Source organism: Arthrobacter sp. IK3 (genome assembly GCF_051337705.1).
GTDB lineage: Bacteria > Actinomycetota > Actinomycetes > Actinomycetales > Micrococcaceae > Arthrobacter_B > Arthrobacter_B koreensis.
In genome coordinates, this window is sequence record NZ_JBPPSW010000005.1 from 54094 (window position 1) to 76810 (window position 22717).

Annotated in this window: 18 protein-coding genes; 7 read left to right on the top strand and 11 right to left on the bottom strand. The window is 66.1% G+C overall.

The genetic code is table 11. The annotated features are described in order from the left end of the window. Window positions 1-5: 5 nt before the first annotated feature. Window positions 6-2102 carry an acyl-CoA dehydrogenase family protein gene (locus tag ACSLGO_RS08135; protein ID WP_436400879.1) on the top strand — a complete coding sequence of 699 codons (2097 nt, stop codon included), beginning with the start codon at window positions 6-8 and terminating at the stop codon, window positions 2100-2102. Between the two features lie 81 nt (window positions 2103-2183). On the opposite strand, the gene glgA is transcribed toward ACSLGO_RS08135, so the two are convergent. Beyond that, on the bottom strand, window positions 2184-3380 hold the full coding sequence (gene glgA, locus ACSLGO_RS08140; protein ID WP_091604872.1) for a glycogen synthase: 1197 nt from the start codon (window positions 3378-3380) through the stop codon (window positions 2184-2186). A gap of 114 nt (window positions 3381-3494) precedes the next feature. Between glgA and glgC the strand changes: the two genes are divergently transcribed. Both glgC and ACSLGO_RS08150 read left to right on the top strand, forming a co-directional pair. After that, window positions 3495-4739 (top strand): glucose-1-phosphate adenylyltransferase, encoded by a 1245-nt coding sequence (gene glgC, locus ACSLGO_RS08145; protein WP_377955502.1) that lies wholly within the window; start codon window positions 3495-3497, stop codon window positions 4737-4739. A gap of 108 nt (window positions 4740-4847) precedes the next feature. Continuing rightward, window positions 4848-6287 carry an SDR family oxidoreductase gene (locus ACSLGO_RS08150; protein WP_263126835.1) on the top strand — a complete coding sequence of 480 codons (1440 nt, stop codon included), beginning with the start codon at window positions 4848-4850 and terminating at the stop codon, window positions 6285-6287. Here the strand turns inward: ACSLGO_RS08150 and ACSLGO_RS08155 are convergent. Beyond that, a complete protein-coding gene (locus ACSLGO_RS08155) occupies window positions 6259-9042 on the bottom strand; it encodes a cation-translocating P-type ATPase (protein WP_436400881.1) in 2784 nt (927 codons plus the stop codon). The genes ACSLGO_RS08150 and ACSLGO_RS08155 overlap by 29 nt on opposite strands. Window positions 9043-9161: 119 nt before the next feature. Between ACSLGO_RS08155 and ACSLGO_RS08160 the strand changes: the two genes are divergently transcribed. The 3 genes from ACSLGO_RS08160 (at window position 9162) to pepN (ending at window position 14575) form a co-directional block, all read left to right on the top strand. After that, window positions 9162-10169, top strand: coding sequence for a YeiH family protein (locus tag ACSLGO_RS08160; RefSeq protein ID WP_436400883.1), 1008 nt, complete (start codon window positions 9162-9164; stop codon window positions 10167-10169). A 105-nt stretch (window positions 10170-10274) separates the two neighbouring features. Continuing rightward, on the top strand, window positions 10275-11948 hold the full coding sequence (locus ACSLGO_RS08165; protein ID WP_436400885.1) for a hypothetical protein: 1674 nt from the start codon (window positions 10275-10277) through the stop codon (window positions 11946-11948). 17 nt (window positions 11949-11965) lie between these two features. Next, on the top strand, window positions 11966-14575 hold the full coding sequence (gene pepN, locus ACSLGO_RS08170) for an aminopeptidase N (protein WP_263126831.1): 2610 nt from the start codon (window positions 11966-11968) through the stop codon (window positions 14573-14575). A 57-nt stretch (window positions 14576-14632) separates the two neighbouring features. Here pepN and ACSLGO_RS08175 read toward each other — a convergent pair whose 3' ends face one another. From ACSLGO_RS08175 to ACSLGO_RS08205, 7 genes are all read right to left on the bottom strand, one after another. Further along, window positions 14633-14965, bottom strand: a complete 333-nt coding sequence (locus tag ACSLGO_RS08175) for a cupin domain-containing protein (protein ID WP_325786816.1) — start codon at window positions 14963-14965, stop codon at window positions 14633-14635. A gap of 43 nt (window positions 14966-15008) precedes the next feature. Beyond that, window positions 15009-16082 carry a lipoyl protein ligase domain-containing protein gene (locus ACSLGO_RS08180; protein WP_091604898.1) on the bottom strand — a complete coding sequence of 358 codons (1074 nt, stop codon included), beginning with the start codon at window positions 16080-16082 and terminating at the stop codon, window positions 15009-15011. A 119-nt stretch (window positions 16083-16201) separates the two neighbouring features. Then, window positions 16202-16459, bottom strand: coding sequence for a type B 50S ribosomal protein L31 (locus ACSLGO_RS08185; RefSeq protein ID WP_091604901.1), 258 nt, complete (start codon window positions 16457-16459; stop codon window positions 16202-16204). Between the two features lie 164 nt (window positions 16460-16623). Then, window positions 16624-17478, bottom strand: a complete 855-nt coding sequence (locus ACSLGO_RS08190) for a hypothetical protein (protein ID WP_436400888.1) — start codon at window positions 17476-17478, stop codon at window positions 16624-16626. Window positions 17479-17565: 87 nt separating this feature from the next. Next, window positions 17566-18372, bottom strand: a complete 807-nt coding sequence (locus ACSLGO_RS08195; protein WP_325786813.1) for a TrmH family RNA methyltransferase — start codon at window positions 18370-18372, stop codon at window positions 17566-17568. Then, the gene (locus ACSLGO_RS08200; protein ID WP_091604911.1) at window positions 18373-19173 is read right to left on the bottom strand and encodes a sulfite exporter TauE/SafE family protein; all 801 of its coding nucleotides are present in this window, start codon (window positions 19171-19173) and stop codon (window positions 18373-18375) included. 16 nt (window positions 19174-19189) lie between these two features. Beyond that, window positions 19190-19978 (bottom strand): ABC transporter ATP-binding protein, encoded by a 789-nt coding sequence (locus ACSLGO_RS08205; RefSeq protein ID WP_091604914.1) that lies wholly within the window; start codon window positions 19976-19978, stop codon window positions 19190-19192. A 113-nt stretch (window positions 19979-20091) separates the two neighbouring features. Here ACSLGO_RS08205 and serB point away from each other — a divergent pair, with 113 nt between their 5' ends. Further along, complete coding sequence (serB, locus tag ACSLGO_RS08210) at window positions 20092-21006, top strand: phosphoserine phosphatase SerB (RefSeq protein ID WP_325786812.1); 915 nt, start codon at window positions 20092-20094, stop codon at window positions 21004-21006. 3 nt (window positions 21007-21009) lie between these two features. Here serB and ACSLGO_RS08215 read toward each other — a convergent pair whose 3' ends face one another. Together ACSLGO_RS08215 and ACSLGO_RS08220 are read right to left on the bottom strand one after the other, a co-directional pair. Continuing rightward, complete coding sequence (locus ACSLGO_RS08215; protein WP_152274450.1) at window positions 21010-21753, bottom strand: SDR family oxidoreductase; 744 nt, start codon at window positions 21751-21753, stop codon at window positions 21010-21012. Window positions 21754-21877: 124 nt separating this feature from the next. Continuing rightward, window positions 21878-22606: a beta-ketoacyl-ACP reductase gene (locus ACSLGO_RS08220; protein WP_091604922.1), complete on the bottom strand. Its 729-nt coding sequence runs from the start codon at window positions 22604-22606 to the stop codon at window positions 21878-21880. Between the last annotated feature and the right edge of the window lie 111 nt (window positions 22607-22717).

The following is a 22717-nucleotide window of genomic DNA, read 5'->3' on the forward strand; positions in this document are numbered from 1 at the left end:
ACGCAATGACGCAATCAGTCTCTACCCCGCAGCGCCAGCTTCCCGCCAGCACCGTCATCCGCGAAGACGACTCGGCAACGGTCAACGTCGAAGCGCTGGGCCGCACCCTGCTGGGCAAGTGGCATGACATTCGCCTTCAGGCGCGCAGGCTGGCCGGAACGGAAGAGCTGCACACCCCCGCCGGGCTCTCCCACACCGGGCACCGCCTCCGCGTCATGGACCAGCTCAAGGTACTGGTGGACGCGGACGCCGTGCACCGGGCCTTCCCCGCTTACGTAGGCGGGCAGGACAACCACGGCGGCAACATTGCCGGGTTCGAAGAACTTGTGGTGGCCGATCCCTCCCTTCAGATCAAGGCAGGCGTCCAGTGGGGCCTCTTCGGCTCCGCAGTCCTGCACCTGGGCAACCGTGAGCACCATGAAAAGTGGCTTCCGGGCATCATGAGCCTGGAGATCCCCGGCTGCTTCGCCATGACGGAGACCGGGCACGGCTCGGACGTTTCCAGCATCGCCACCACCGCCGAATACGATGAGGCGGCGCAGGAATTCATCATCAATACACCGTTCCGGGCGGCCTGGAAGGACTACATCGGCAACGCCGCCGTGAACGGCAAGGCTGCCGTCGTCTTCGCACACCTCATCACCAGGGGCGTGGACCACGGCGTGCATGCGTTCTATGTTCCGCTCCGCGACGAAAACGGCTTCCTGCCCGGAGTCGGCGGCGAGGATGACGGCGTCAAGGGCGGCCTGAACGGGATCGACAACGGCCGGCTGCACTTCTCCAACGTGCGGATCCCGCGCACCAACCTCCTGAACCGCTACGGTGACGTTGCGGAGGACGGCACCTACACCTCCTCCATCGAGAGCCCGGGACGCCGTTTCTTCACGATGATCGGCACCCTGGTCCAGGGCAGGGTCTCCCTGGACGGTGCCGCCGTGGCTGCGTCCAAGCTGGGCCTGAACATCGCCATCAAGTACGCCACCGAACGCCGGCAGTTCAACGGTGCCTCCGACACGGTCGAAGAAGTACTGATGGACTACCAGCAGCACCAGCGCCGCCTGCTCCCCCTGCTGGCCACGACGTACGCCGCCTCCTTCGCCCACGATGAGCTGCTGTCAAAGTTCGACGACGTGTTCTCCGGTGCGGATGACACGGACGAGAACCGCCAGGACCTTGAGACCCTCGCCGCTGCGCTGAAGTCACTGTCAACCTGGCATGCACTGGACACCCTGCAGGAGTGCCGCGAGGCAACCGGCGGCGCCGGCTTCCTGGCGGAGAACCGGCTCACCGCGCTGCGCTCGGACCTGGACATCTACGTCACGTTCGAAGGCGACAACACGGTGCTGCTGCAGCTGGTCGCCAAGCGGCTCCTCGCAGACTACGCCAGGGAATTCCAGGGTGCCGACTTTGGGGTCCTGGCCCGCTACGTCGTGGGCCAGGCCACCGAACGCACGGTCCACCGCTCCGGCCTGCGCCAGATTGTGCAGACCGTCGCGGACACCGGATCCGAGAAGAAATCCGCCATCGCCCTGCGGGATCCACGGACCCAGCACGACCTGCTGGCAGACCGGGTGGCCACCATGGTTGCCGAGGTTGCCGGTGAACTGCAGAAGGCCCGCAAGCTGCCCAAGGCTGAAGCCGCCGCAGTGTTCAACCGGAACCAGCATGACCTCATCGAAGCCGCCCGCGCGCACGCCGAACTGCTGCAGTGGGAGGCCTTCACCCGCGGCCTGGAGCGCATCGAGGACAAAGGGACCCGGCAGGTTGTTACCTGGCTGCGTGACCTCTTCGGGCTGGGGCTGATCGAGAAGAACCTGGCCTGGTACCTGATGCACGGCCGGCTCTCCTCGCAGCGCGCCCGCACGCTTGGGGAGTACATCAACCGGCTGCTCGCCAAGATCCGACCGCACGCCATGGACCTGGTGGACGCCTTTGGCTACGGTCCGGAACACCTCCGGGCAGCCATCGCCAGCGGTGCGGAAAAGCAGCGTCAGGACGAATCGATGGAGTACCAGCGGCTGCTCCGCGCCTCGGGTGCCGCTCCGGTGGACGAAAAGATCCTGATCCAGCGCCGCAAGCAGGCTGCGAAGGGCAAGCGGTAACACCGCAGGACCCGCACTGAGCGGCGAAGGGCCCGGCACCGGTGGACTCCGGTGCCGGGCCCTTCGCCGTGCCCACGGTCCCTACGGAAGGACCGAGCGGTACACCTGCAGCGTCGCTTCGGCGATGGCGTCCCAGGAAAAGTGGTCAGCGGCGCGCCGCCTGCCTGCCTTCCCCATCTGCCGCGCCCGGTCCGGGTCGGAAACGAGCACGGTCACAGCGGCGGCGAAATCACGGACGAACTTTTCCGGATCCAGCGGCGTGCCGGTACCGTCCTGCACCTGTTCGAGGGGCACCAGAAGGCCGGTGACGCCGTCGTCCACCACCTCCGGAATGCCGCCGGTGGCACTGGCAACCACCGCCGTGCCGCACGCCATCGCCTCCAGGTTAACGATCCCGAGCGGCTCGTAGATGGAGGGGCAGGCGAAGACCGTGGCGGAGCTGAGCACCTTGATCAGCTCCGTGCGCGGCAGCATCCGTTCAATCACGACGACGCCGGTGCGCGAGCTTCTCAGCTCACCGATCAGTGCGGCCGTCTCGGCGGCGAGTTCCGGAGTGTCCGCCGCCCCGAGGCAGAGAACGAGCTGGACCTCCGGCGGCAGCAGCGCCGCCGCCCGGAGCAGGTACGGAACACCCTTCTGCCGGGTGTTGCGGCCAACGAACACTACTGATGGGGCATCCGGATCGATGCCAAGCGCCCGCAGGCCGTCCGGATCCTCATCCGGATGCCAGGCCTCGGTATCGATCCCGTTGTGGACAACGCGGACCTTTCCGGGGGTGACTTCCGGGTAGGCCCGCAGGATGTCCTTCCGCATCCCTTCGGACACGGCGATGATGGCGGAGGCGGCGTCGTACGCGGTTTTCTCGACCCAGGAGGAGAGGGCGTATCCGCCGCCAAGCTGCTCGGACTTCCACGGGCGCAGCGGCTCCAGGCTGTGGGCACTGAGGACGTGCGGAACACCGTAGAGCAGTGAGCCCAGATGGCCCGCCATGTTGGCGTACCAGGTATGCGAGTGGATGAGGTCTGTTCCGTCGAGCCCCTGAAGCATGTCCAGGTCCGTCCCCAGGGTCTGCACTGCGGGGTTGGCGGCCCCCAGGTTGGCAGGAACCGGATAGGCCTGCACGCGGGCGCCGTGGTAATCAGCCTCCCGCGGCGCACCGAAACAGTGAACCCGCAGGTCAGCCCGGGAGGCCAGGACACGGCTCAGTTCCGCCACATGCACTCCGGCACCCCCGTAGATGTCCGGAGGGAATTCCTTGGAAACGATATCTACTCGCACTTGTTCAACGTAGTGCACTTTCGCCGCAGTGATCTAGTGTGTTTGTCAGCAGGCTTCCCAGTCAGCACGGCTTAACCTATTTCCCGGCACCCGGGAGCAGTCAGGAGCAGACCCATGGCACCGAAGAAAGTCCTGTCCGTCGTCCTCGCCGGCGGCGAAGGTAAGCGGTTGATGCCGCTGACCGCCGACCGGGCCAAACCTGCGGTGCCCTTCGCCGGCAAATACCGGCTGATCGACTTCGCCCTCTCCAACCTGGTCAACTCCGGTTACCTGCAGATCGTGGTGCTGACGCAGTACAAGTCCCACAGCCTGGACCGCCACATCTCCGAGACCTGGCGCCTGTCCACCCAGCTGCAGAACTACGTCGCTTCGGTCCCGGCCCAGCAGCGGGTCGGCAAGAGCTGGTTCCTTGGCAGTGCCAACGCCCTGTACCAGTCCATGAACCTGATCGACGACGCGCGGCCGGACATCGTCGTCGTCATCGGGGCGGACCACGTCTACCGGATGGATTTCTCGCAGATGGTGGAGGCGCACATCGCCTCCGGTGCCCCGTGCAGCGTTGCCGCCGTCCGGCAGCCGCTGGCCATGGCGGACCAGTTCGGCGTCATAGAAACCGATCCCGGAGACCCGGACCGGATCGCCGCCTTTGTCGAAAAGCCGTCGAGTACGCCCGGCCTGCCGGATGATCCCGGCAGCTTCCTCGCCTCCATGGGCAACTATGTCTTCACGACCGATGCGCTGGTGGAGGCCCTGCGGATAGACGCCGAACGCCTCATCACCAAGCACGACATGGGCGGGGACATCATCCCGTGGTTCGTTGAACGCGGCGAAGCCAATGTCTATGACTTCACCGAGAACGTGATTCCCGGGGCCACTGAACGCGACCAGCGGTACTGGCGGGACGTCGGCACCCTGGACTCCTACTACGACGCGCACATGGACCTCATCTCGCCGGTGCCGTCCTTCAACCTCTACAACCTCCAGTGGCCCATCTACACCCGGCAGAGCACTTCCCCGCCGGCCAAGTTCGTGCGGGATTCGACGTCGTCTCCCGGTACGGCGGTCGACTCGATCGTCGCCAACGGCGCGGTGATTTCCGGCGGTACGGTCAGCGGGTCCGTCCTGGGCCACGACGTTTATGTCGATGCCGGCGCCACCGTCAGCGACAGCGTCATCATGGACGGTGTGCGCCTTGGGAAGGGCGCGGTGGTCAAGCGGGCGATCGTGGACAAGTTCGTGGAGGTTCCGCCGGGCGCGACGGTCGGGGTGGACCGCGAACTGGACCTGGCTCGCGGCTACACGGTCACGGCGTCGGGACTCACCGTGCTCAGCAAGGGGCAAACCGTCCGGGTGGAGTGACGGGGACCGCGCGATAACGGGCGTCGGCCTGGATAGCGGTAAGGTCGAGGTGCACCAGTTTGCCCTCCGCCGGAACACCCCGGCGGACCCACCGCAGAAACGTGATCCATGAGCAGCACAGACCTCAGCCCCGAAGACCTCAGCACCTGCCTTCGGGTTCTGTCCACCATCCATGCCCTGGACGAGGACCATCCGGACCACGTGGCCGTCCGCCGCGCCACGGCGAAGATGTTCAAGGCCGTGAAGAAACACCGCAAGGTGACCAAGCGCGAAGCGGTGGCAGAAGCTGACCGCGCCGTCGTGGCCCGCACCGCCACCGGCGCTCCGGACCGGATCGATGACGAAACGAGGGGCGCCCAGCTGCGCAGCGCGGCCCACGGTCCGTCCGCAGGCACCCTGCTCAAGCCGCGGAACTGCTACATCTGCAAACAGCCGTACACCCTGGTGGATGCCTTCTACCACCAGCTGTGCCCTGAGTGCGCTGCCTTCAGCCATGCCAAGCGCGATGCCCGGACAGACCTCACCGGCCGGCGTGCACTGCTGACCGGCGGCCGCGCCAAGATTGGCATGTACATCGCACTGCGGCTGCTGCGCGACGGCGCGCACACCACCATCACCACCCGCTTCCCCAAGGACGCAGCCCGCCGCTTCGCTGCGATGGAGGACTCCGCGGACTGGCTCCACCGCCTGAAAATCGTGGGAATCGACCTTCGTGACCCGGCGCAGGTCATCTCCCTGGCCGACGCCGTTGCCGCCGACGGCCCGCTGGACATCCTGATCAACAACGCTGCACAGACCGTCCGGCGCAGTTCCAATGCCTACCAGCCGCTCATGGACGCCGAGCTGGAAGAGCTGCCGGCGAACCGGCCCATGCCTGAACTGGTGACCTTCGGCAACACCTACAACGCACACCCCACCGCCCTGGCAGGTTCGGTGGCCGAGCACCCGGTCCTGGCGGGCGACGCCGTGACGTCCCTGGCCTTGACCGCCGGTTCATCCTCCCTGGCCAGGCTCGGTGACGGCACGGCGATCGACGCCGGCGGCCTGGTGCCGGATACCGCACCGATCAACTCCTGGACCCAGGTGGTGGACCAGGTGGAGCCGCTGGAAATGCTCGAAGTGCAGCTCTGCAACGTGACCGCACCGTTCCTGCTGGTCAACCGGCTCCGTCCGGCGATGGCGGCCTCCCCCGCCCGGCGCAAGTACATTGTGAACGTTTCCGCCATGGAGGGGCAGTTCGCCCGCCGCTACAAGGGCCCCGGACATCCGCACACCAACATGGCCAAGGCATCGCTGAACATGCTCACCCGTACCAGCGCCGGAGAAATGCTCGAAACCGACGGAATCCTCATGACTGCCGTGGATACCGGCTGGATCACGGACGAGCGTCCGCACCCCACCAAGGTGCGGCTGGCCGAAGAAGGTTTCCATGCGCCCCTGGACCTGGTGGATGGAGCTGCGCGCGTCTACGACCCGATAGTCATGGGTGAGGCCGGCGAGGACCTCTCCGGGGTCTTCCTCAAGGATTACCGGCCTTCGCCCTGGTAGCCGCCCGGCGCCGGAGGGCGCCTACCCCCTTGCTCAGCTCCGACACGACGACGATGGTGGCGGCCACGCCGAGGCACAGCAGCCACTGGTCCGCGTCCAGCGGGACCGTGTCGAAAAGGTCCTCGAAGAATCCCAGCTGAACCACGAGAACCTGCAGCAGGACCACCGCGCCCAGTGCGAACCAGATGGTTCGGTTGGTGAACGTCTGCAGTGAGAACACGGAAGACGTTTCGCTGCGCACGTTGAGCAGGTTGAAGACCTGGTAGAAAACGAACGTCGTGAACGCCATCGTCGTGGCGAAATGGGCGCTGGCGGCGGCCGCTTCGGGGAAGAGCGACGGCGACGCCAGCAGCACCCAGCAGGTACCGGCGGCCATGACCAGCCCGGAGACCGCCAGCGCGGCCAGCCGCTGGCCGGTCAGCAGCGGCTCGCGGGGCCTGCGCGGGGCCTGCCTCATCACTTTCGGGTCGGTTGAGTCCACGCCGAGGGCCAGGGCGGGTGGGCCGTCCATGATGATGTTGACCCATAGGATCTGGATGGCGGTGAACGGCGCGCCCCCGGCAAACCCGAACGTGGCAGCAGCCAGGAAGATCAGCACGAAACCCCACGCCGTGGTCAGCTGGAACCGCACAAACTTGATGATGTTCGCGTAGATGCCGCGGCCTTCCCGGACCGCGGCAACAATGGTGGCGAAATTGTCATCGGTCAGGATCATCCGGGCGGCGCCCTTGGACACGTCCGTTCCGGTGATGCCCATGGCAATGCCGATGTCCGCACGCTTCAGGGCAGGTGCGTCGTTGACGCCGTCGCCCGTCATTGCCACCACCGATCCGTCGGCCTGCAGCGCCTCGACGACGCGCAGCTTGTGTTCCGGCGAGACACGGGCGAGCACGCCAACCTGAGGCGCGAGTTCCTGCAGCTGCGGTCCATCGAGTCCGTCCAGCGCCGAGCCGGCCACTGCCTCCCCCGGGATGCCCAGGTCCTTCGCGATGGCCGACGCCGTCACCAGGTGGTCACCGGTGATCATGTGCACGCGGATCCCTGCGGCACGTGCCTCTTCGATGGCGTCCTTCGCTTCGCGGCGCGGCGGATCCATGATGCCAACGACGGCGTACAGCACCAGTCCGGCCACCTCCCGGCGGAGCCGCTCCGGTTCAGCAGGAGGAAGCTCCTCGAAGGGGCGCCCGGCCACGGCGAGGGTGCGCAGGCCTGCATCGGCGATGAGCTCTACTTCGGTCAGTACCCGTTCCCGGTGCTCCGGGGTGAGCGGTTCAACGCCTTCAGGCCCGGCGAAATGCGTACACAGGTCCAGGACGACACCCGGTGCGCCCTTCACGTTGCACCAGTTCCTGTCCGCATGGCGCCGGTCGGAGTTGAACGTGGCCATGAACTTGTATTCCGAGTCGAACGGCACTTCCGCCAGCCGCGGATGCTCTGCCCGTGCACCCACCGGGTCTATGCCGGCCTTCTCCGCCAGCACCACCAGGGCGCCCTCGGTGGGGTCACCGCTCAGCACGCCGTCCGTCACGGATGCGTCATTGCACAGCACCATGGCCAGGTAGGCCTCCGTCATTGCCGGAACCTCGCCGCCGTCCGGACTGAGGATCTTGCCGTCCAGCCCGTAGCCGGTACCCGTAACGCGGCACCGCAGGCCAGAGGCGGAGACCAGCCGCCGCACGGTCATCTCATTCAGGGTGAGGGTGCCCGTCTTGTCGGTACAAATGTGCGAGGTTCCGCCCAGCGTCTCCACGGCCGACAGCTGTTTAATGATCGCGCCGCGCGCAGCCAGCCGGGAAGCTCCCATGGCCAGGGTGAAGGCGACGACGGCGGTCAGCCCTTCCGGGATGGTGGCCACCGCGAGGGATACCGAGGTGAGCAGCAGGGAATTCAGGTCTTCTCCGCGGAGCAGCCCGAGGACGAAGACGAGTGCCACGACGCCCAGGGCGATCCAGGTCAGCAGTGCCGCGAGCTGGTCGATGCTGCGCTGCAGCGTCGTCTTCTCGTCCCGGGTGCTGCCAAGCAGGTGGGCAATGCGGCCCATCTGCGTGTCCATGCCGGTGCCGGTGACTACCATCATGGCCCGGCCGCGGCTGATGTCGGTGCCCATGTAGAGCATGCCATGGCGGTCAGCTACCGGTGAATCGGCGGGCTGCAGGGAGGCTGCGTCCTTGTTGACCGGCTGCGACTCCCCGGTCAGCGCGGCCTCTGCCGCCTGCAGCCGCACGGCTTCCAGCAGCCTGCCGTCTGCCGGTACCGAGTCCCCGGCTTCCAGCAGCACGATGTCCCCCGGTACAAGGTCCGTGCGGGGAATGGTGGTGAGGCTGCCGCCCCGGCGGACCCGGGTAGTCCCCACGTCTGTCCGGCGCAGTGCTTCCAGGCTGTTCTCGGCCCGGCGTTCCTGGACGAAGTTGAGGCAGGTGTTCAGGATGACCACGGCAAGGATGACGATGGGCGTTTCAAGTTCCCGGGATACGACGGCGCTGATCACCGCGGCCGCTATCAGGACCAGGATCAGCCGGTCAGTCAGCAGGCCGAGGACCTTCCGCCAGGTGGGAACCGGAGGCTTTCCTGCCAGCTGGTTGGCCCCGAAGGCCGCCAGCCGGCGGTCAGCCTCGCCGGGGCTGAGCCCGGACGCCGGATCACTGTTGAGGGCGGCCGCGACGTCCGGTCCGGGCCGGGTCCAGGGATCGGACACCTGGAGGTCGGGCACTCCGGCGGCAGGTGTTCCGGCTGCGGAGTTGCTGCCATGGTGCATGGGATGCCCCTGTGCTCGGCTCGCCAACTGGTCCGGTTCAGTCTACCAACGGGGTGCCGGAGGGGTAATGGCGCAGCTAGGAGTTGGTGCCGCGGCGCGTTCTCGGACAAGGTTGGAGAATGCCAGCGCCCAACGCCCTCCGAGCCAGCCTCCCCGGCCTCGCCGCCGCAGCCGCCGCCGTCGTGCTCTGCCTGCTTCTGCACCGGATGTTCCCGGCAGTTCCGGTTCTGACCGCCGCCGTCCTCCTGGGTCTGCTCGCAGGAAACGTACCTGGTCCGGCAGCGGTTGCAGCGGGCCGCTGGCGTCCCGGGCTGGCGTTCTCGGCGAAGAAATTCCTGCGGCTTGGCATCGTGCTGCTGGGGCTGAAAGTCTCCCTGCTGGACATCGCTGAACTGGGCTGGCTTACCGTGGCCCTGATCATTGCCCTGGTGGCGTTTTCCTTCGGTGCCACGTACCTGGTGTGCCGTGCCTTCCGGCTTCCCGGGGAAGAACCCGTCCTGGTGGCTGCGGGGTTTTCAATCTGCGGGGTCTCCGCGGTTGGTGCCGTTGCCGCCGCGAGGGGAATCCGGGCCGAACGGACCGCGGTCCCGGCGGCCATGGTGACCCTGTGCGGCACGCTGGCCATTGCCGTGCTGCCGCTGCTCGGTGCGGTACTGGGTCTGTCACCGGAACGGTTCGGGTTCCTGGCCGGCGCGTCCGTCCACGACGTGGGACAGGTGGTGGCCACCGCCCAGACCGGCGGCGCAGCCGCACTGGCGCTCGCCGTCGTCGTTAAGCTCGTGCGCGTGCTGATGCTGGCGCCGGTCAGTGCCCTCGCCGGCCTGCATCACCGCCGGACCGCCGGAACAAGTGCAGGAAAGTTCCCCCCGTTGGTGCCGCTGTTCGTGGCCGGTTTCGTCGCCGCTGTAGCGCTGAGGACCACCTGGCTGCTTCCGGCCGGCATGCTCGACGCCGCGGCGCTGGCCCAGGAACTGCTCTTCGCCGCGGCACTCTTCGGGCTGGGCGCATCAGTGAACCTGCGCAGCCTTGCCCGCACCGGCGGCCGGGCCGCTGCTGCGTCCCTGGTGTCCTGGGCCATCATCGTGGCTGCCGCCCTCGGCCTCGCAGTGCTGCTGGTTCCTGCGTAATCACCGTGCCCGGTCCATGCCGGCAGCCTTACCCGTTGCCGGGCCGCTGGGGTCCGAATAGTCTCAGACCGTCCGGCACCCGGCGGTGGACCACAAGGGGGAGGTATGGCTCGCGCTGTTGTTCCAGCGGCCCTGGCACCTGACCGGGGCCGGTTCCAGCAGGTTAGGAAAAGGGCCGGGCTGCTGCCCCGGTTGGCCGGCGGTTTCTGGTGCGCGCTGGTTCTCTGGCTCCTCGTTTCAAATGTGGTCCTCCCTTCTTACGGTTTTTCACGCTACGAGACCTGGGCGGCAGCGCTGCTGGGCGTCCTGGTTCTGGGAATGACGCTCTTTTTTGCATGGCTTTTGGACCGGTTCGACCAGTGGGTGCGGGTGCGGTGGGTACAGGGGTTTGGCTCCGTGCTTGGCTGGGGCGCCGTTTTTGCCGTGCTGGCCAGGCTGGCCGATGCCGTACGGCTGCCTCCGGACTGGGACGCGGCTGCCGTCTTCTATTCGGCGTACGGGCTTGCAGACCAGGGGGTGCCGGAAGCCGTGGACCGCGCCTACTTTCAGGTCAATCCCAACAACCTCCTCCTGATGCTGCTGCTGAGCCGTTATCTGGGAGCGGCGGAGGCACTCGGTTCCCCGGACCTCAGGCAGTCAACGGCCTACCTGGGGGCGGCGCTGCTCTTCGGCGGCATGGTGCTCACGTACACCGCGGCATGGCTTCTCGGCGGGCGGCGTGCGGCCAGGCTGACACTGGTTCCCTCGGTGTTCCTGATAGTGCTCTCCCCCTGGCTGACGGTTTTCTACTCCGACGTTGCGGCGCTCCCTTTCACCATCCTTGTGTTCTGCCTCCTGCTCGGGGCAGCCAGGTGCCGGCTGCCTGCCCGGCTGCTGCTGTGGGCGGCCGCGGGAGCAGTGTCCGCGGTGGGCTACGGAATCAAACCCACTGCGTTGATTGCGCTGGTGGCCGCGTCGGTGGTGATCCTGTTTTCGGTGCGCCGGGCCGCGCGGCGGAGGGACCTCGCCCTCGCCCTGCTGTCCGCAACCACGGCTGCAGCCGCCTTTGCCGGGGTGCACGCCGGCATTGGTGTGTGGGTGCGCAGCTCCGGGGTTCCTGCTGAAGGTGTCTCCGCGGATGAGTACGCCCTTCCTGTGACGCACTTCCTGAAGGTGGGGGTCCAGCAGTATCCGGGCCCCCACGGGAACTATTACGGTGCGTACAACGAGGAAGACAGAAGCACCACGCTTGCGGTTGCCGAGCCGCAGGAACGCTTCGACGCGGCGCTTCAGGCCTATCTGGACCGTGTGGGCGAACGCGGCCCTGCGGGCTACGCAGGATTCCTCAACGCCAAGCTTCGCTGGATGATAGGTGACGGGTCCTTCTTCGCCTGGGGTGAAGGCCGGATGACGGCTGACAGCTTCATCGCGGATGATCCCCTCAGCCGAAGCATCCAGGACTTTTTCGGCCCGGAACGCCCCGGCTTCGAACTGCTCCTTAACCTGTGGCAGGGAACCTGGTTCCTGCTGCTGGCCCTGTGCGGAGCGGGCTTGTTCCTGCGCGGGCCGCCCTTTGATTCGCGGGCGGTCGCAACGGCCCGCGTTGCGCTGCTGGGCCTCTTCGTGTTCCTGCTGCTCTCCGAGGGCAGGGCGCGGTTCCTCTACCTCTACGTTCCGTTCTTCATCGTGCTGGGCAGCCTGTCCCTGCAGCGGCTGGCAGCTGCCGGCGGCCGTCCGCGGTGCCGGCGGCTGTCCTGGCCGAGGCCGCCGGGACACGGCGCCTCCCTCATCAACCGCTGAGGTGGTTGAATGAACTGGTGCCTAACGAAAACCTCAGCCGCGATGAAGCAGCCGCCCGTTCCACCCTCCTGCGAGTTGACTCCTACGACGTTGAACTTGACCTTGGTGACGCCGCCGATCCCACCGTTGCGGGATTCCGGTCGCGGAGCACCATCACGTTCGACTGCGCCGTAGCGGGAGCCTCGACGTTCCTGGACTTCATCCACGGCGGTGTGGACGCCGTCGTCGTCAATGGGAAAGCGTATGACCCGGCAGAGACGGTCAGCGGTTCACGGATCATGCTCCACAACCTGGTGACCGGGACCAACGTGGTCAGCGTGGAAGGCACTGCGCTGTACAGCCGCAGCGGGGAGGGCATGCACCGCTTTACCGATCCAGCGGACGGGCGCACTTACCTCTACACCCAGTATGAGCCGGCGGATTCCCGGCGGGTGTTCGCCAACTTCGAGCAGCCGGACCTCAAGGCGTCCTTCACCTTCCACGTCACTGCCCCGGCGGGCTGGGAAGTTGTGTCCAATTCGCCAGAGACGGCACGCACACCGGTAGGTGGCGACCTCAGCCGCCGGGACTTCGCTCCCACTCCGCGGATCTCCACCTACATCACCTGTGTCCTGGCAGGACCGTACTTCAAGGCAGAGGACTCGTGGACCGTCGGGCTGCCCGGCGGCGACCAGCTCGTGGTCCCGCTCGGTGCCTACTGCCGTGCCTCCCTCGCGGAACATTTCGACGCGGACGCGATCTTCGACACCACCAAACGGGGACTTGAATACTTCCACGAGCTCTTCGCCTACCCTTACCCCTTCGGTAAGTATGACCAGGCGTTCGTGCCCGAGTACAACCTCGGCGCCATGGAGAACCCCGGCCTGGTGACGTTCACCGAGGCCTACGTGTTCCGGACCAAAGCCACAGAAGCGCAGTACGAGGCGCGGGCGAACACCATTATGCACGAGATGGCGCACATGTGGTTCGGGGACCTGGTGACCATGCGCTGGTGGGATGACCTGTGGCTGAAGGAGTCCTTCGCGGACTACATGGGGGCACTGGCGGTGGATGAAGCCACGGACTGGACCAATTCATGGGTCAGCTTCGCCAACCGCCGCAAGGCCTGGGCCTATGTGCAGGACCAGCTGCCCACCACGCACCCCATCGTGGCGGACATCCCCAACCTCGAGGCTGCCAAGCAGAACTTCGACGGCATCACCTACGCCAAGGGTGCATCGGTGCTCAAGCAGCTGGTGGCATACGTCGGTTTCGACGCGTTCATTGACGCCTCACGCACCTACTTCGCACGGCACGCGTGGGGCAACACCACGCTCGCGGACCTGCTGGAAGTCCTCGGCTCCGCGTCCGGCCGGGACATGAGCGAGTGGTCCCGGATGTGGCTGCAGACCGCCGGAGTGCCCGTCCTGTCCATCGATGCCGAAACCGCGTCAGACGGCACCTATGGCTCCGTCGCCGTACTGCAGGATGCACCGGACCCGGTCAGCGGGGAGCAGATGCCGAGGCCGCACCGGATTCGCCTGGGCTCTTACGAATTCGACGCCGACGGCTGGCTGGTACGCACTGGATCGGTGGAAATCGACGTCGCCGGCCGCCGCACGGAGGTCCCGGAACTTTCGGGCAAACCCGCGCCGGCGCTGCTGCTGCCGAACGACGGCGACCTGACCTACGCGAAGATCCGCTTCGATCCCGCGTCCCTGGCCACGCTGCTCGAGTTCCTTCCCCGACTGCGTGATCCGCTGGCCCGCGCGATCTGCCTGTCCGCGCTCTGGAACAGCGTGCGCGACGGCGTCCTCTCCGCCAGGGACTATCTGCGCCTGGTCATCCGGACCGCCCCGTCCGAGCCCGGTGCCGGGGTGAAGCAGGTGCTGCTTGATAACGCACGTACCGCCGTTGAGCGTTACGCTCCGGAGGAGATCCGGGACGCGCTGAGGGAACAGCTCTTCACGGCTGTCACGGACCAGCTCGCCGATGCGCCGGCCGCAAGCGACAGCCAGCTGATCCTGGCCCGGGCCGCAGCAGCGCTGGGCAGGCACAGCACCAGCCACAACGAACTCCTGCGCGGACTGCTCTCCGGCAGCGTCAGCTACCCGGGACTCACGGTCGATTCCGACCTGCGCTGGCGTCTGTGGCAGGCGCTGGCCGGCACAGGTTCCGCAGGCATGGAGGAGCTCAAGGCCGAACTGGAAGCCGACAATACGGCTGCCGGAAGGGTGGGCTACACGGTCGCTGCCGCAGCTCTGCCGGACCCCGGAGTCAAGGCTGCGGCCTGGGCGGCCGCCGTGAACACAGCGGACCTGTCCAACGAGCTGCTCTCCGCCACTATCGAGGGGTTCAACCTCGGACGCCATGAGCTCCTGGACGCTTTCATTCCCCGGTACTTCGCCGCCCTGGAGACCGTCTGGTCCAGCCGCAGCATAGAGATCGCCTCGCGCGTGGTTGCCGGGCTCTACCCGTCCGCTCAGGACCTCGCTCCGCATATGGTGCCGGCAGACCACCCGGTCCTGCAGCGAAGCCAGGAATGGCTCGAATCCAACCCCGCTGCTCCGGCGGCGCTGCGCAGGATCATTCTTGAAGCGCAGGACCAGCTGCTCCGTGCCCTGCGTGCTCAGGCTGCCGCCCGCTAGGCCGCTCGCGGCCTCAGCGCTCCGGTTAGTGCACCGGCCGGGACAGCAAGCGGCGGGCTAACGCCGCTTGGCCACGCTGAGCAGGAATGCCGAGTCCTCGACGGCGTTGACGGCATGCCGGGCCTGCGGCACGATCAGGTGGTCGCCGGGGGAGCCTTCCCAGCTTTCGCCTTCGGAAAACAGGGTAATGCGCCCCTTGAGCACAGTGATGGTAGCTTCGCCGGGGTTGTCATGTTCATCCAGGCTGAACCCGGCGGCAAGGGCGATAACGGTCTGGCGCATCACGTGCTCGTGACCGCCGTAGACCGTCGCCGCACTCCTGCCGGAGGACGCCTCCCTGGCTGTCTCCAAATGGTTGCGCACCAGTGCCGTCAGCGACTTCTTCTCCATGCCGGGAAGTCTAGATGCCGGCAGGGCCGATAGGTAGCGCGAACTACGGGACCCGGTTGATCCACTCCGGAGTATCGAACTTGGCGGCAACCTTTTCCGCGGCACGCTCCATCTCGGCGTCGGAAATGCCCGTGGTCCGGGCGCCGTAGCGTGCGGCGAAGGTCTGCATCATGGTGTCCAGGATCTCCTCCCGGCTCAGCCCGGTCTGCCGGCGCAGCGGATCCACTCGCTTCTTGGCGCTGCGGGTCCCCTTGTCGGAGAGCTTCTCCTTGCCGATGCGCAGCACCTGAACCATCTTGTCCGCGTCGATGTCATAGGACATGGTGACGTGGTGCAGCATGGCACCGGAACTGAGGCGCTTCTGCGCTGCGCCGCCGATCTTGCCCTGGTCCGTCGCGATGTCATTGAGCGGCTGGTACCAGGCTTTGATGCCCAGGCGTTCCAGGGATTCCATGACCCAGGCGTCAAGGAACGGATACGAATCGGCGAAGCTCAATCCGTCGACGAGGGACTGCGGGACGTAAAGCGAATACGTAATGGCGTTGCCGTGCTCCATGAACATCGCACCGCCGCCGCTGATCCGGCGGACAACCGTCACGCCGTGCCGTTCGGCGCCTTCCGGATCCACCTCGTTGCGCAGGGACTGGAAACTGCCGATCACCACGGAGGGAGATTCCCATTCCCAGAAGCGAAGGGTCGGGTTGCGTCGTCCGGCCGCGACTTCCTCCGCCAGGACTTCATCCATGGCCACATGCATGTGCGTAGAGAGCGGAGTGGGCGGGATGATCTCCCATTCGTGGTCGCCCCAGCTGGTGGCCTTGGCCAGCGCACGCCGGACAGTGATGGCGACCGCTTCCGGGGAAAAACCGAAAAGTACCGCATCGGGGCGCAGCCGGGACCGGACGGCGTCGGCGATCTGCTCTGCGCTGCTCTCTGCGGAAAGGCCGGTCAGGGCTGCATTGATTTCATCCAGTGCATCATCGGGTTCGAGGAAGAAGTCTCCGCTGAGGGAGACGGTGTCCAGGACACCGTTTTTCACGTCGAGGTCCACCACGACCAGTTTGCCGCCGGGAACCTTGTATTCCCCGTGCCGGCTGCCGTCGTGTGCTTCACTCATGCTGATCCTCCTGGAAGAACTCTTACCCCCGGCCCATCGCGCCGGGTGTGGACGTAAACGAAAGGTCCGTCCGGAACATTCCGAACGGACCTTTCAATTCTAAGGCTGTAAAGCTAAGGCTACTTCTTGCCGCCAAAGCCCTTGAAGCGGGCGTTGAAGCGCTCCACACGGCCGGCGGAGTCCATGATGCGCTGCTTGCCCGTGTAGAACGGGTGCGATGCGGAGGAGATTTCCACCTCGATCAGCGGGTAGGTGTTGCCGTCTTCCCACTCGATCGTCTTGGAGGACGTCGCCGTGGAGTTGGTCAGGAACGCGGTGTCGGACGCAAGGTCACGGAAGACAACCGGCGCGTACGAGGGGTGGATGTCAGACTTCACAGTAATACCTTCTCTAGGTGACTGGATTTTGCCAGGCACAATGGGGTTCAAAGCTCTTCTGGCCAATTGGCCAACAATCAATCTTAGCGCAAGGACGGCACTGATGCGCAAAAGGGGCGCACGAACCGCCGTGCAGGACTCATGGGACCACCTGCACTGCCAGCCTAGCCCAGGTCTCCCCCGCTTCCCCAGCCCGTGATGTCAGCCCTGATCGACGTGCTGATCCCTCGTGTGGTCCCGGAGTAGTCGATGAGCAGCGGCCGGTACAGCTCATCGAGGGTCAGGACGACCGAACCGGCAAAGTCGCCTGGATTCTCGGGTTCAATGACGGCGGTGAGACGGGTCGCAGCAGTGCCGAGGTATTCGACTCCGTACTCGGCGCGCACTGTTGCGGCAGTCTGCATCAGGGACCGGAGCCGGTCCGGGTTGGCGGTCAGCTCTGCGGCGTCGGCCAGCACTGCGGCATAGGCTTCCTCAGCCCCGCCGGACGGGTCTGCGTTGGCTACGGCCTCTCGGGTACGCAGCGTCCGGCCGGCTTCGGAGACGGAGATGCTGAGGTCACCGTCAGTTCTTCGAAGTTCCATGGCGAACTCCGGCGCAGTGCGGAACTGCATGGTGTATGTTCCCGGCGGAAGCCAACTCGCCGTGGTGCTGACCTGCTGTTCAGCGCCGATTCCGGCTTCCATGGCTGCGGCGACGCAGTCCGCGGCCCCGTTGAATTCGCCGGAGTTTTCGCGAAGCAGGAACTGGCACGCGTCCTGGACACTTTCCGCCATGCCGGCCTGGGCGCCGCTCACCGTCACGTCCAGGGGCTCAGGGGTGACCGTGGGCTCGGGTTCCGCAGTGCGCGCCTTCGCCGGCTGCGGTACCGGATCGGGGGATGGCGGCTTCGAAACCGCGGACCGTGTCCGCGCTGTCATCTGCTCCGCGGTTGGGCCGCAGGCTGCCAAGGTGGGCAGCAGTGCTGAGACCAGGCACAGCGCAGCGATGCGCCGGTAGCCGGGCTTGCGTGCTGGCATGGACTGTCCCTGTGCTCGAAAGTGTCAAAAGCGCCTCGTGCACGGCAAGTGTGACACCAACAAGCTCCGGATATAAGCGTGGGACGGCTAGGAAATGCGGCACTCCCAAAAAGCCACCGCGGACGCTGCGGCAACGTTGAGCGAGTCGACTCCGCGCTGCATGGGAATCCGGACCGTCAGATCGACTTCAGCCAGGGTGCTGCGGGACAGACCATCGCCCTCGGTGCCGAGGATCAACGCCAGCTTCTCGTACCTGCGGGCACCGAGTTCCTCCAGGGTCAGCGAATCCTCTTCCAGGGCAAGCGCTGCCGTGGTGAATCCCGCCGTCCGGAGGTCTGCAAGGGCACCGGGCCAGGACCCGAGCCTTAGCCACGGCACCTGGAACACGGTTCCCATGCTGACCCGGATTGCCCGACGGTACAGCGGGTCGGCGCACTGCGGGCTTACCAGGACGGCGTCGACGCCGAGCGCGGCTGCCGACCGGAAGATCGCCCCGATGTTGGTGTGGTCCACGATGTCTTCAAGGATGGCGATCCGCTGGGCGTTCGCCAGTATGCCGGCGAGTTCCAGGGGCGCCGGGCGCTGCATGGCTGCCAGTGCCCCGCGGTGCAGGTGGAACCCGGTGATGGCCTCAAGGATGTCCGGAGTGCCTACGTAGGCGGGCACCTCCGGGAACCGTTCCAGGATGTCCTGCAGGTCCGGCAGCCATTTTTCGGCCAGGAAGAAGGACCTGGGTATGTGCCCGGCGTCGACCGCCCGCCGCAGGACTTTTGATGATTCGGCAATGTACATACCCTCGGCCGGCTCGCGCAGGCGGCGCAGGGACGTGTCCGTCAGCCGGGTGTAGTCCGAGACGCGGGGGTCCTCGGCGGATTCAAGATGGATGAGGCTCACTTAGAAAACCATAAACCAGAGGGCTGTCAGGCCTAGGAGCACGATCACGGCGCGCAGGGCCACCGGAGGCAGCCGCCGGCCCACCGCCGCACCCACAAAGCCGCCGATCAGCGAACCGACCGCAATCAACGCGACCACAGGCCAGATAATGCGGTCGAAGGCGAAAAGCAGGTAGGACGAGGCAGCCACCACGTTGACCCCCAGCACCAAGACGTTCTTGACCGCGTTCGCGTTCTGCAGCGTCCCGTGGAGGAAGATTCCCAGGATGCCCACGAGGAGGATGCCCTGCGCGGCAACAAAGTATCCGCCGTAGATGCCGGCCAGGAAAACGAGCACTGTCAGCTGCCAGGAGGGGCGGCCGGGTCCCTCTGCGACGTCGCCGGGCTGCACCCTGCGTGCCGCCCGTTCCCGGGCCCAGGACTGGAGCCTCGGCTGGAATATGACGAACAGGAGCGCCACCACAATGAGGAAGGGCGCAATCGTGCCAAAGACTTCCTCTGGCAGGTGCAGCAGCAGCCACGCCCCGGTGATGCCGCCGAGGATCGACGCAGGCAGCAGCCTCAGCAGCGTTCCGCCGAGACCGGCAAGCTCGCGCCGGTAACCCCATGAACCGGCCACGTTGCCGGCAATCAGTCCCATGGCATTGCTGATGGTGGCCGCAACCGGGGCATACCCCAGGGCCACGAGCACCGGAAAGGTCACCAGGGTGCCTGAACCAACAACTGCGTTGATTGTTCCGGCCCAGAGGCCGGCAAAGAGAATCAGGGCGTCATGGAGCCACCCCGCCGAAGACAGGAACATTCAGGCGGACGCTCTGCTAGCGGCGCGCGGTGGCGGTGTAGCGGCCTGCGTCGTCACGCTGGACGGCCAGCGGCAGGTCGAAGGCAGTGCTCAGGTGCTCCTCGGTGAACACGGTGTCGACCGGCCCGGAAGCAACAACGGTTCCGTCACGCATCAGCAGGGCGTGGGTAAAGCCCGGAGGCACTTCCTCCAGGTGATGGGTCACCAGCACGATCGCGGGGGCGTCTTCGTCTGCAGCCAGGTTGGCCAGGCGCTGGACCAGGTCCTCACGGCCGGCCAGGTCAAGACCTGCTGCCGGCTCGTCCAAGAGCAGCAGCTCGGGGTCCGTCATCAGGGCGCGGGCAATCTGGACGCGCTTGCGTTCACCCTCGCTCAGCGAGGCGAACTTGCGGTTGATGTACGTGGACATGCCCCAGTCGTGCAGGAGCCTGAAGGCACGGCGCTCATCGAGCTTGTCGTACTTCTCGCGCCAGCGGCCGGTCATGCCGTACGCGGCAGTCAGGACGACGTTGAGGACAGTCTCATGTTCCGGAATCTGGTTGGCGAGTGCGGCCGAGGCCAGCCCGATGCGCGGACGCAGCTCAAAGACGTCAACGGCGCCGAGGATCTCTTCCAGGATTCCCGCCATACCGCGGGTCGGGTGCATCCTGCCCCCGGCAATCTGCAGCAGTGTGGTCTTTCCGGCACCGTTGGGTCCCATGATGACCCAGCGTTCACCTTCCCTCACCTGCCAGTTCACGCCGTCCAAAAGGGTTTTTCCGCCCCGGACGACGCTTACCCCGGCAAATTCAAGAACATCACTCATAGCAGTAGACACTAGGCTAAAGAAAGGCGCGTTGGCGAAACGCGACGCCGCCGCATGTCCGCAGGCTGTGTCCAGACCGGCCGCCCACACCGCACGAAGATCGGAATCCACGCATGTCCCCTGAATCCTTCCCGGAATACAGCGTTGTCAGCTACGGACGCGAACTCGCTGATGCGTACCTCGGGAAGGTCCAGCAGGCCGTTGCCGGGACCGGTGCGCGCATCGTCGAGCTGGAGAACGCCCGCGGGAACGGCTATGTGGTCTCGAAACTGTTCGTAACCTACGACGGCGGCCTTGACTCCCTGCGCTCTGCCGTCGCGGCAGCTGCCAGGGCGGCGCTGGACGGCGGTGCGGCACCGGCCCAGAGCGCCGTCGTGCCCGCTTCCCTGGTGGAGCCGGGGCGCAAGCTGCTCGTCATGGACGTGGATTCGACGCTGATCAAGCAGGAAGTCATTGAACTCCTCGCGGCGCACGCCGGCCGTGAGGCAGAGGTAGCTGCCGTGACGGAAGCGGCCATGCGCGGCGAACTTGATTTCGCGCAGAGCCTCCACGCCCGGGTGAAAACGCTGGCAGGACTCCCCGAGTCCGTCATCGCGGAGGTGGGAACCCGGATCGAACTTTCCGACGGTGCGGAGGAACTGGTGAAGGCGTTCCTCTCGGCAGGGCACGCAGTGGCGGTGGTGTCCGGCGGGTTCAACCAGGTTCTGGCTCCCCTGGCATCAGCGCTGGAACTGACGTTTGCCCGCGCCAATGAGCTGGGTGTGGAGGATGGCCTGCTCACCGGGACGGTGACGGGCGAGGTGGTGGACCGGGCGGTCAAGGCACGGTCGCTGCGCGAATGGGCAGGCGAACTGGATATCCGGCTGGACCAGACCATTGCGGTGGGCGACGGCGCGAATGACCTGGACATGCTGGCGGCGGCCGCACTGGGCGTGGCATTCAATGCCAAGCCGGCAGTGCAGGCCGCCGCGGATGCAGTGCTGAACCTGCCCAGCCTGGACGTGGTTCAGCACTTCGTGAAGCTTTAGGAATTACGCGCTGAGGTAGTCTGCTCCCCCGACGTACTCGGTGTGCCCGGTGGGCACGTCTGCGAGGGCCATGCGGGCCACCTCGGCGGCAAACTCCTCCACGGAGTAGAGCCGGCCGGCTTCTTCGCGCCGTGCCTCGATGGCGCCCGGGTTGGCCCGGTCCAGCAGGGTGGCGGTGACGGTCCCCTCAATCATGTCCCCGGAAACCACTACGAGGGTGATGCCCTTTTCCTCCAGCTCCGGGATGCGGGCACGCAGGGCGTCCTCGCCGGCGCGCTTGCTGCGGGCAACGGGCTCGTACTCCGGCATGGTGGGAACCGTATTGATGAAGTGGGCCTGGTGGCTGGTCACGAAGACCACCCGGGAGCCCGGCTTCATCCGGGCAGCTGCTGCGGTGAGCATGTTGACCTGGGCATCCCGGTTGAGCTTAAGCGCGTAATCCTCCTCCACACCGGTTTCCATTCCGCCGGATGCGTTCAGGACCAGCACGTCCAGGCTGCCGAAGGACTCCAGGGCAGCGTCAACGAGTGCTGCGGGGCCTTCGGGGGACGTGAGGTCTGCGCCTACGGCAACAGCCCGGCCCCCGTCCGCCTCGATGCCGGACACCACTTTGTTGGCGCGGGGCGCCTTCTGGCGGTAATTGACGACGACGCCGGCCCCCTCGGCGGCGAGCAGTTTTGCGACTTCTGCGCCGATGCCCCGGGATGATCCGGTGACGATTGCCGCTTTGTGCTCGAGCTGGCCCATAAGAACTCCTTTGTGGAACTTTGTGCGAAATGGCTAAAGAAATGCTCTCTGCATCCCATCCTGCCAGCCGGTATCGGCCGCAGCCTTGGTGGAAACCTCCAAGGATTACCCTTTAGCGGGCGGGTTAGTGTCCCATTCCGAGTCCGCCGTCCACGGGGATGACGGCACCGGAAATGTAGCCGGCTTCCGGACCGGCGATCCAGCGGACCACTGCCGCGACTTCTTCCGGCTCCGCGAAACGGCCGGCGGGAATCGAGGACAGGTAGTTCTTCTGGGTGTCTTCCGGCAGTGCCCGGGTCATGTCGGTGTCGATGAACCCCGGTGCAACAACGTTGGCCGTAATGTTCCGGGAGCCAAGCTCACGGGTCAGGGAGCGGGCAATGCCCACCAGGCCTGCCTTCGAGGCGGCGTAGTTGACCTGGCCCGGCGAACCGTAGAGGCCCACAACCGAGGAGATCAGCACTACCCGGCCGCGGCGGAGCTTCAGCATGCCCTTGGAAGCGCGCTTGACCACCCGGAAGGCTCCGGTCAGGTTGGTGTCCACCACGTCCGTGAAGTCGTCTTCGCTCATGCGCAGCAGGAGGGTGTCCCGGGTGATTCCGGCATTGGCCACCAGCACCTCAACGGGGCCGTGCGCGGCTTCAACCTCGGTGAACGCGGCATCGACGGAGGCCATGTCCGTGACGTCGGCCTTGACGCCGAGCATCCCTTCGGGAACGTCTCCGCTGCGGTAGGTGATGGCAACCTTGTCCCCCGCTTCGAGGAACGCCTTGGCGATGGCCAGGCCAATGCCGCGGTTTCCGCCGGTGACGAGGACGCTGCGGCCGGCCTGGGACTGGGAATCGTTCTGCACAAGAAATCCTTACGTGTGGGTGCGGGGCATCAGCTCCGATCCTATCGGCGCCGAAGGCAACTACAAGTTCCCCGGCAGCAGTGAGACAATGGGGAAACCTGTTTGGAGAGT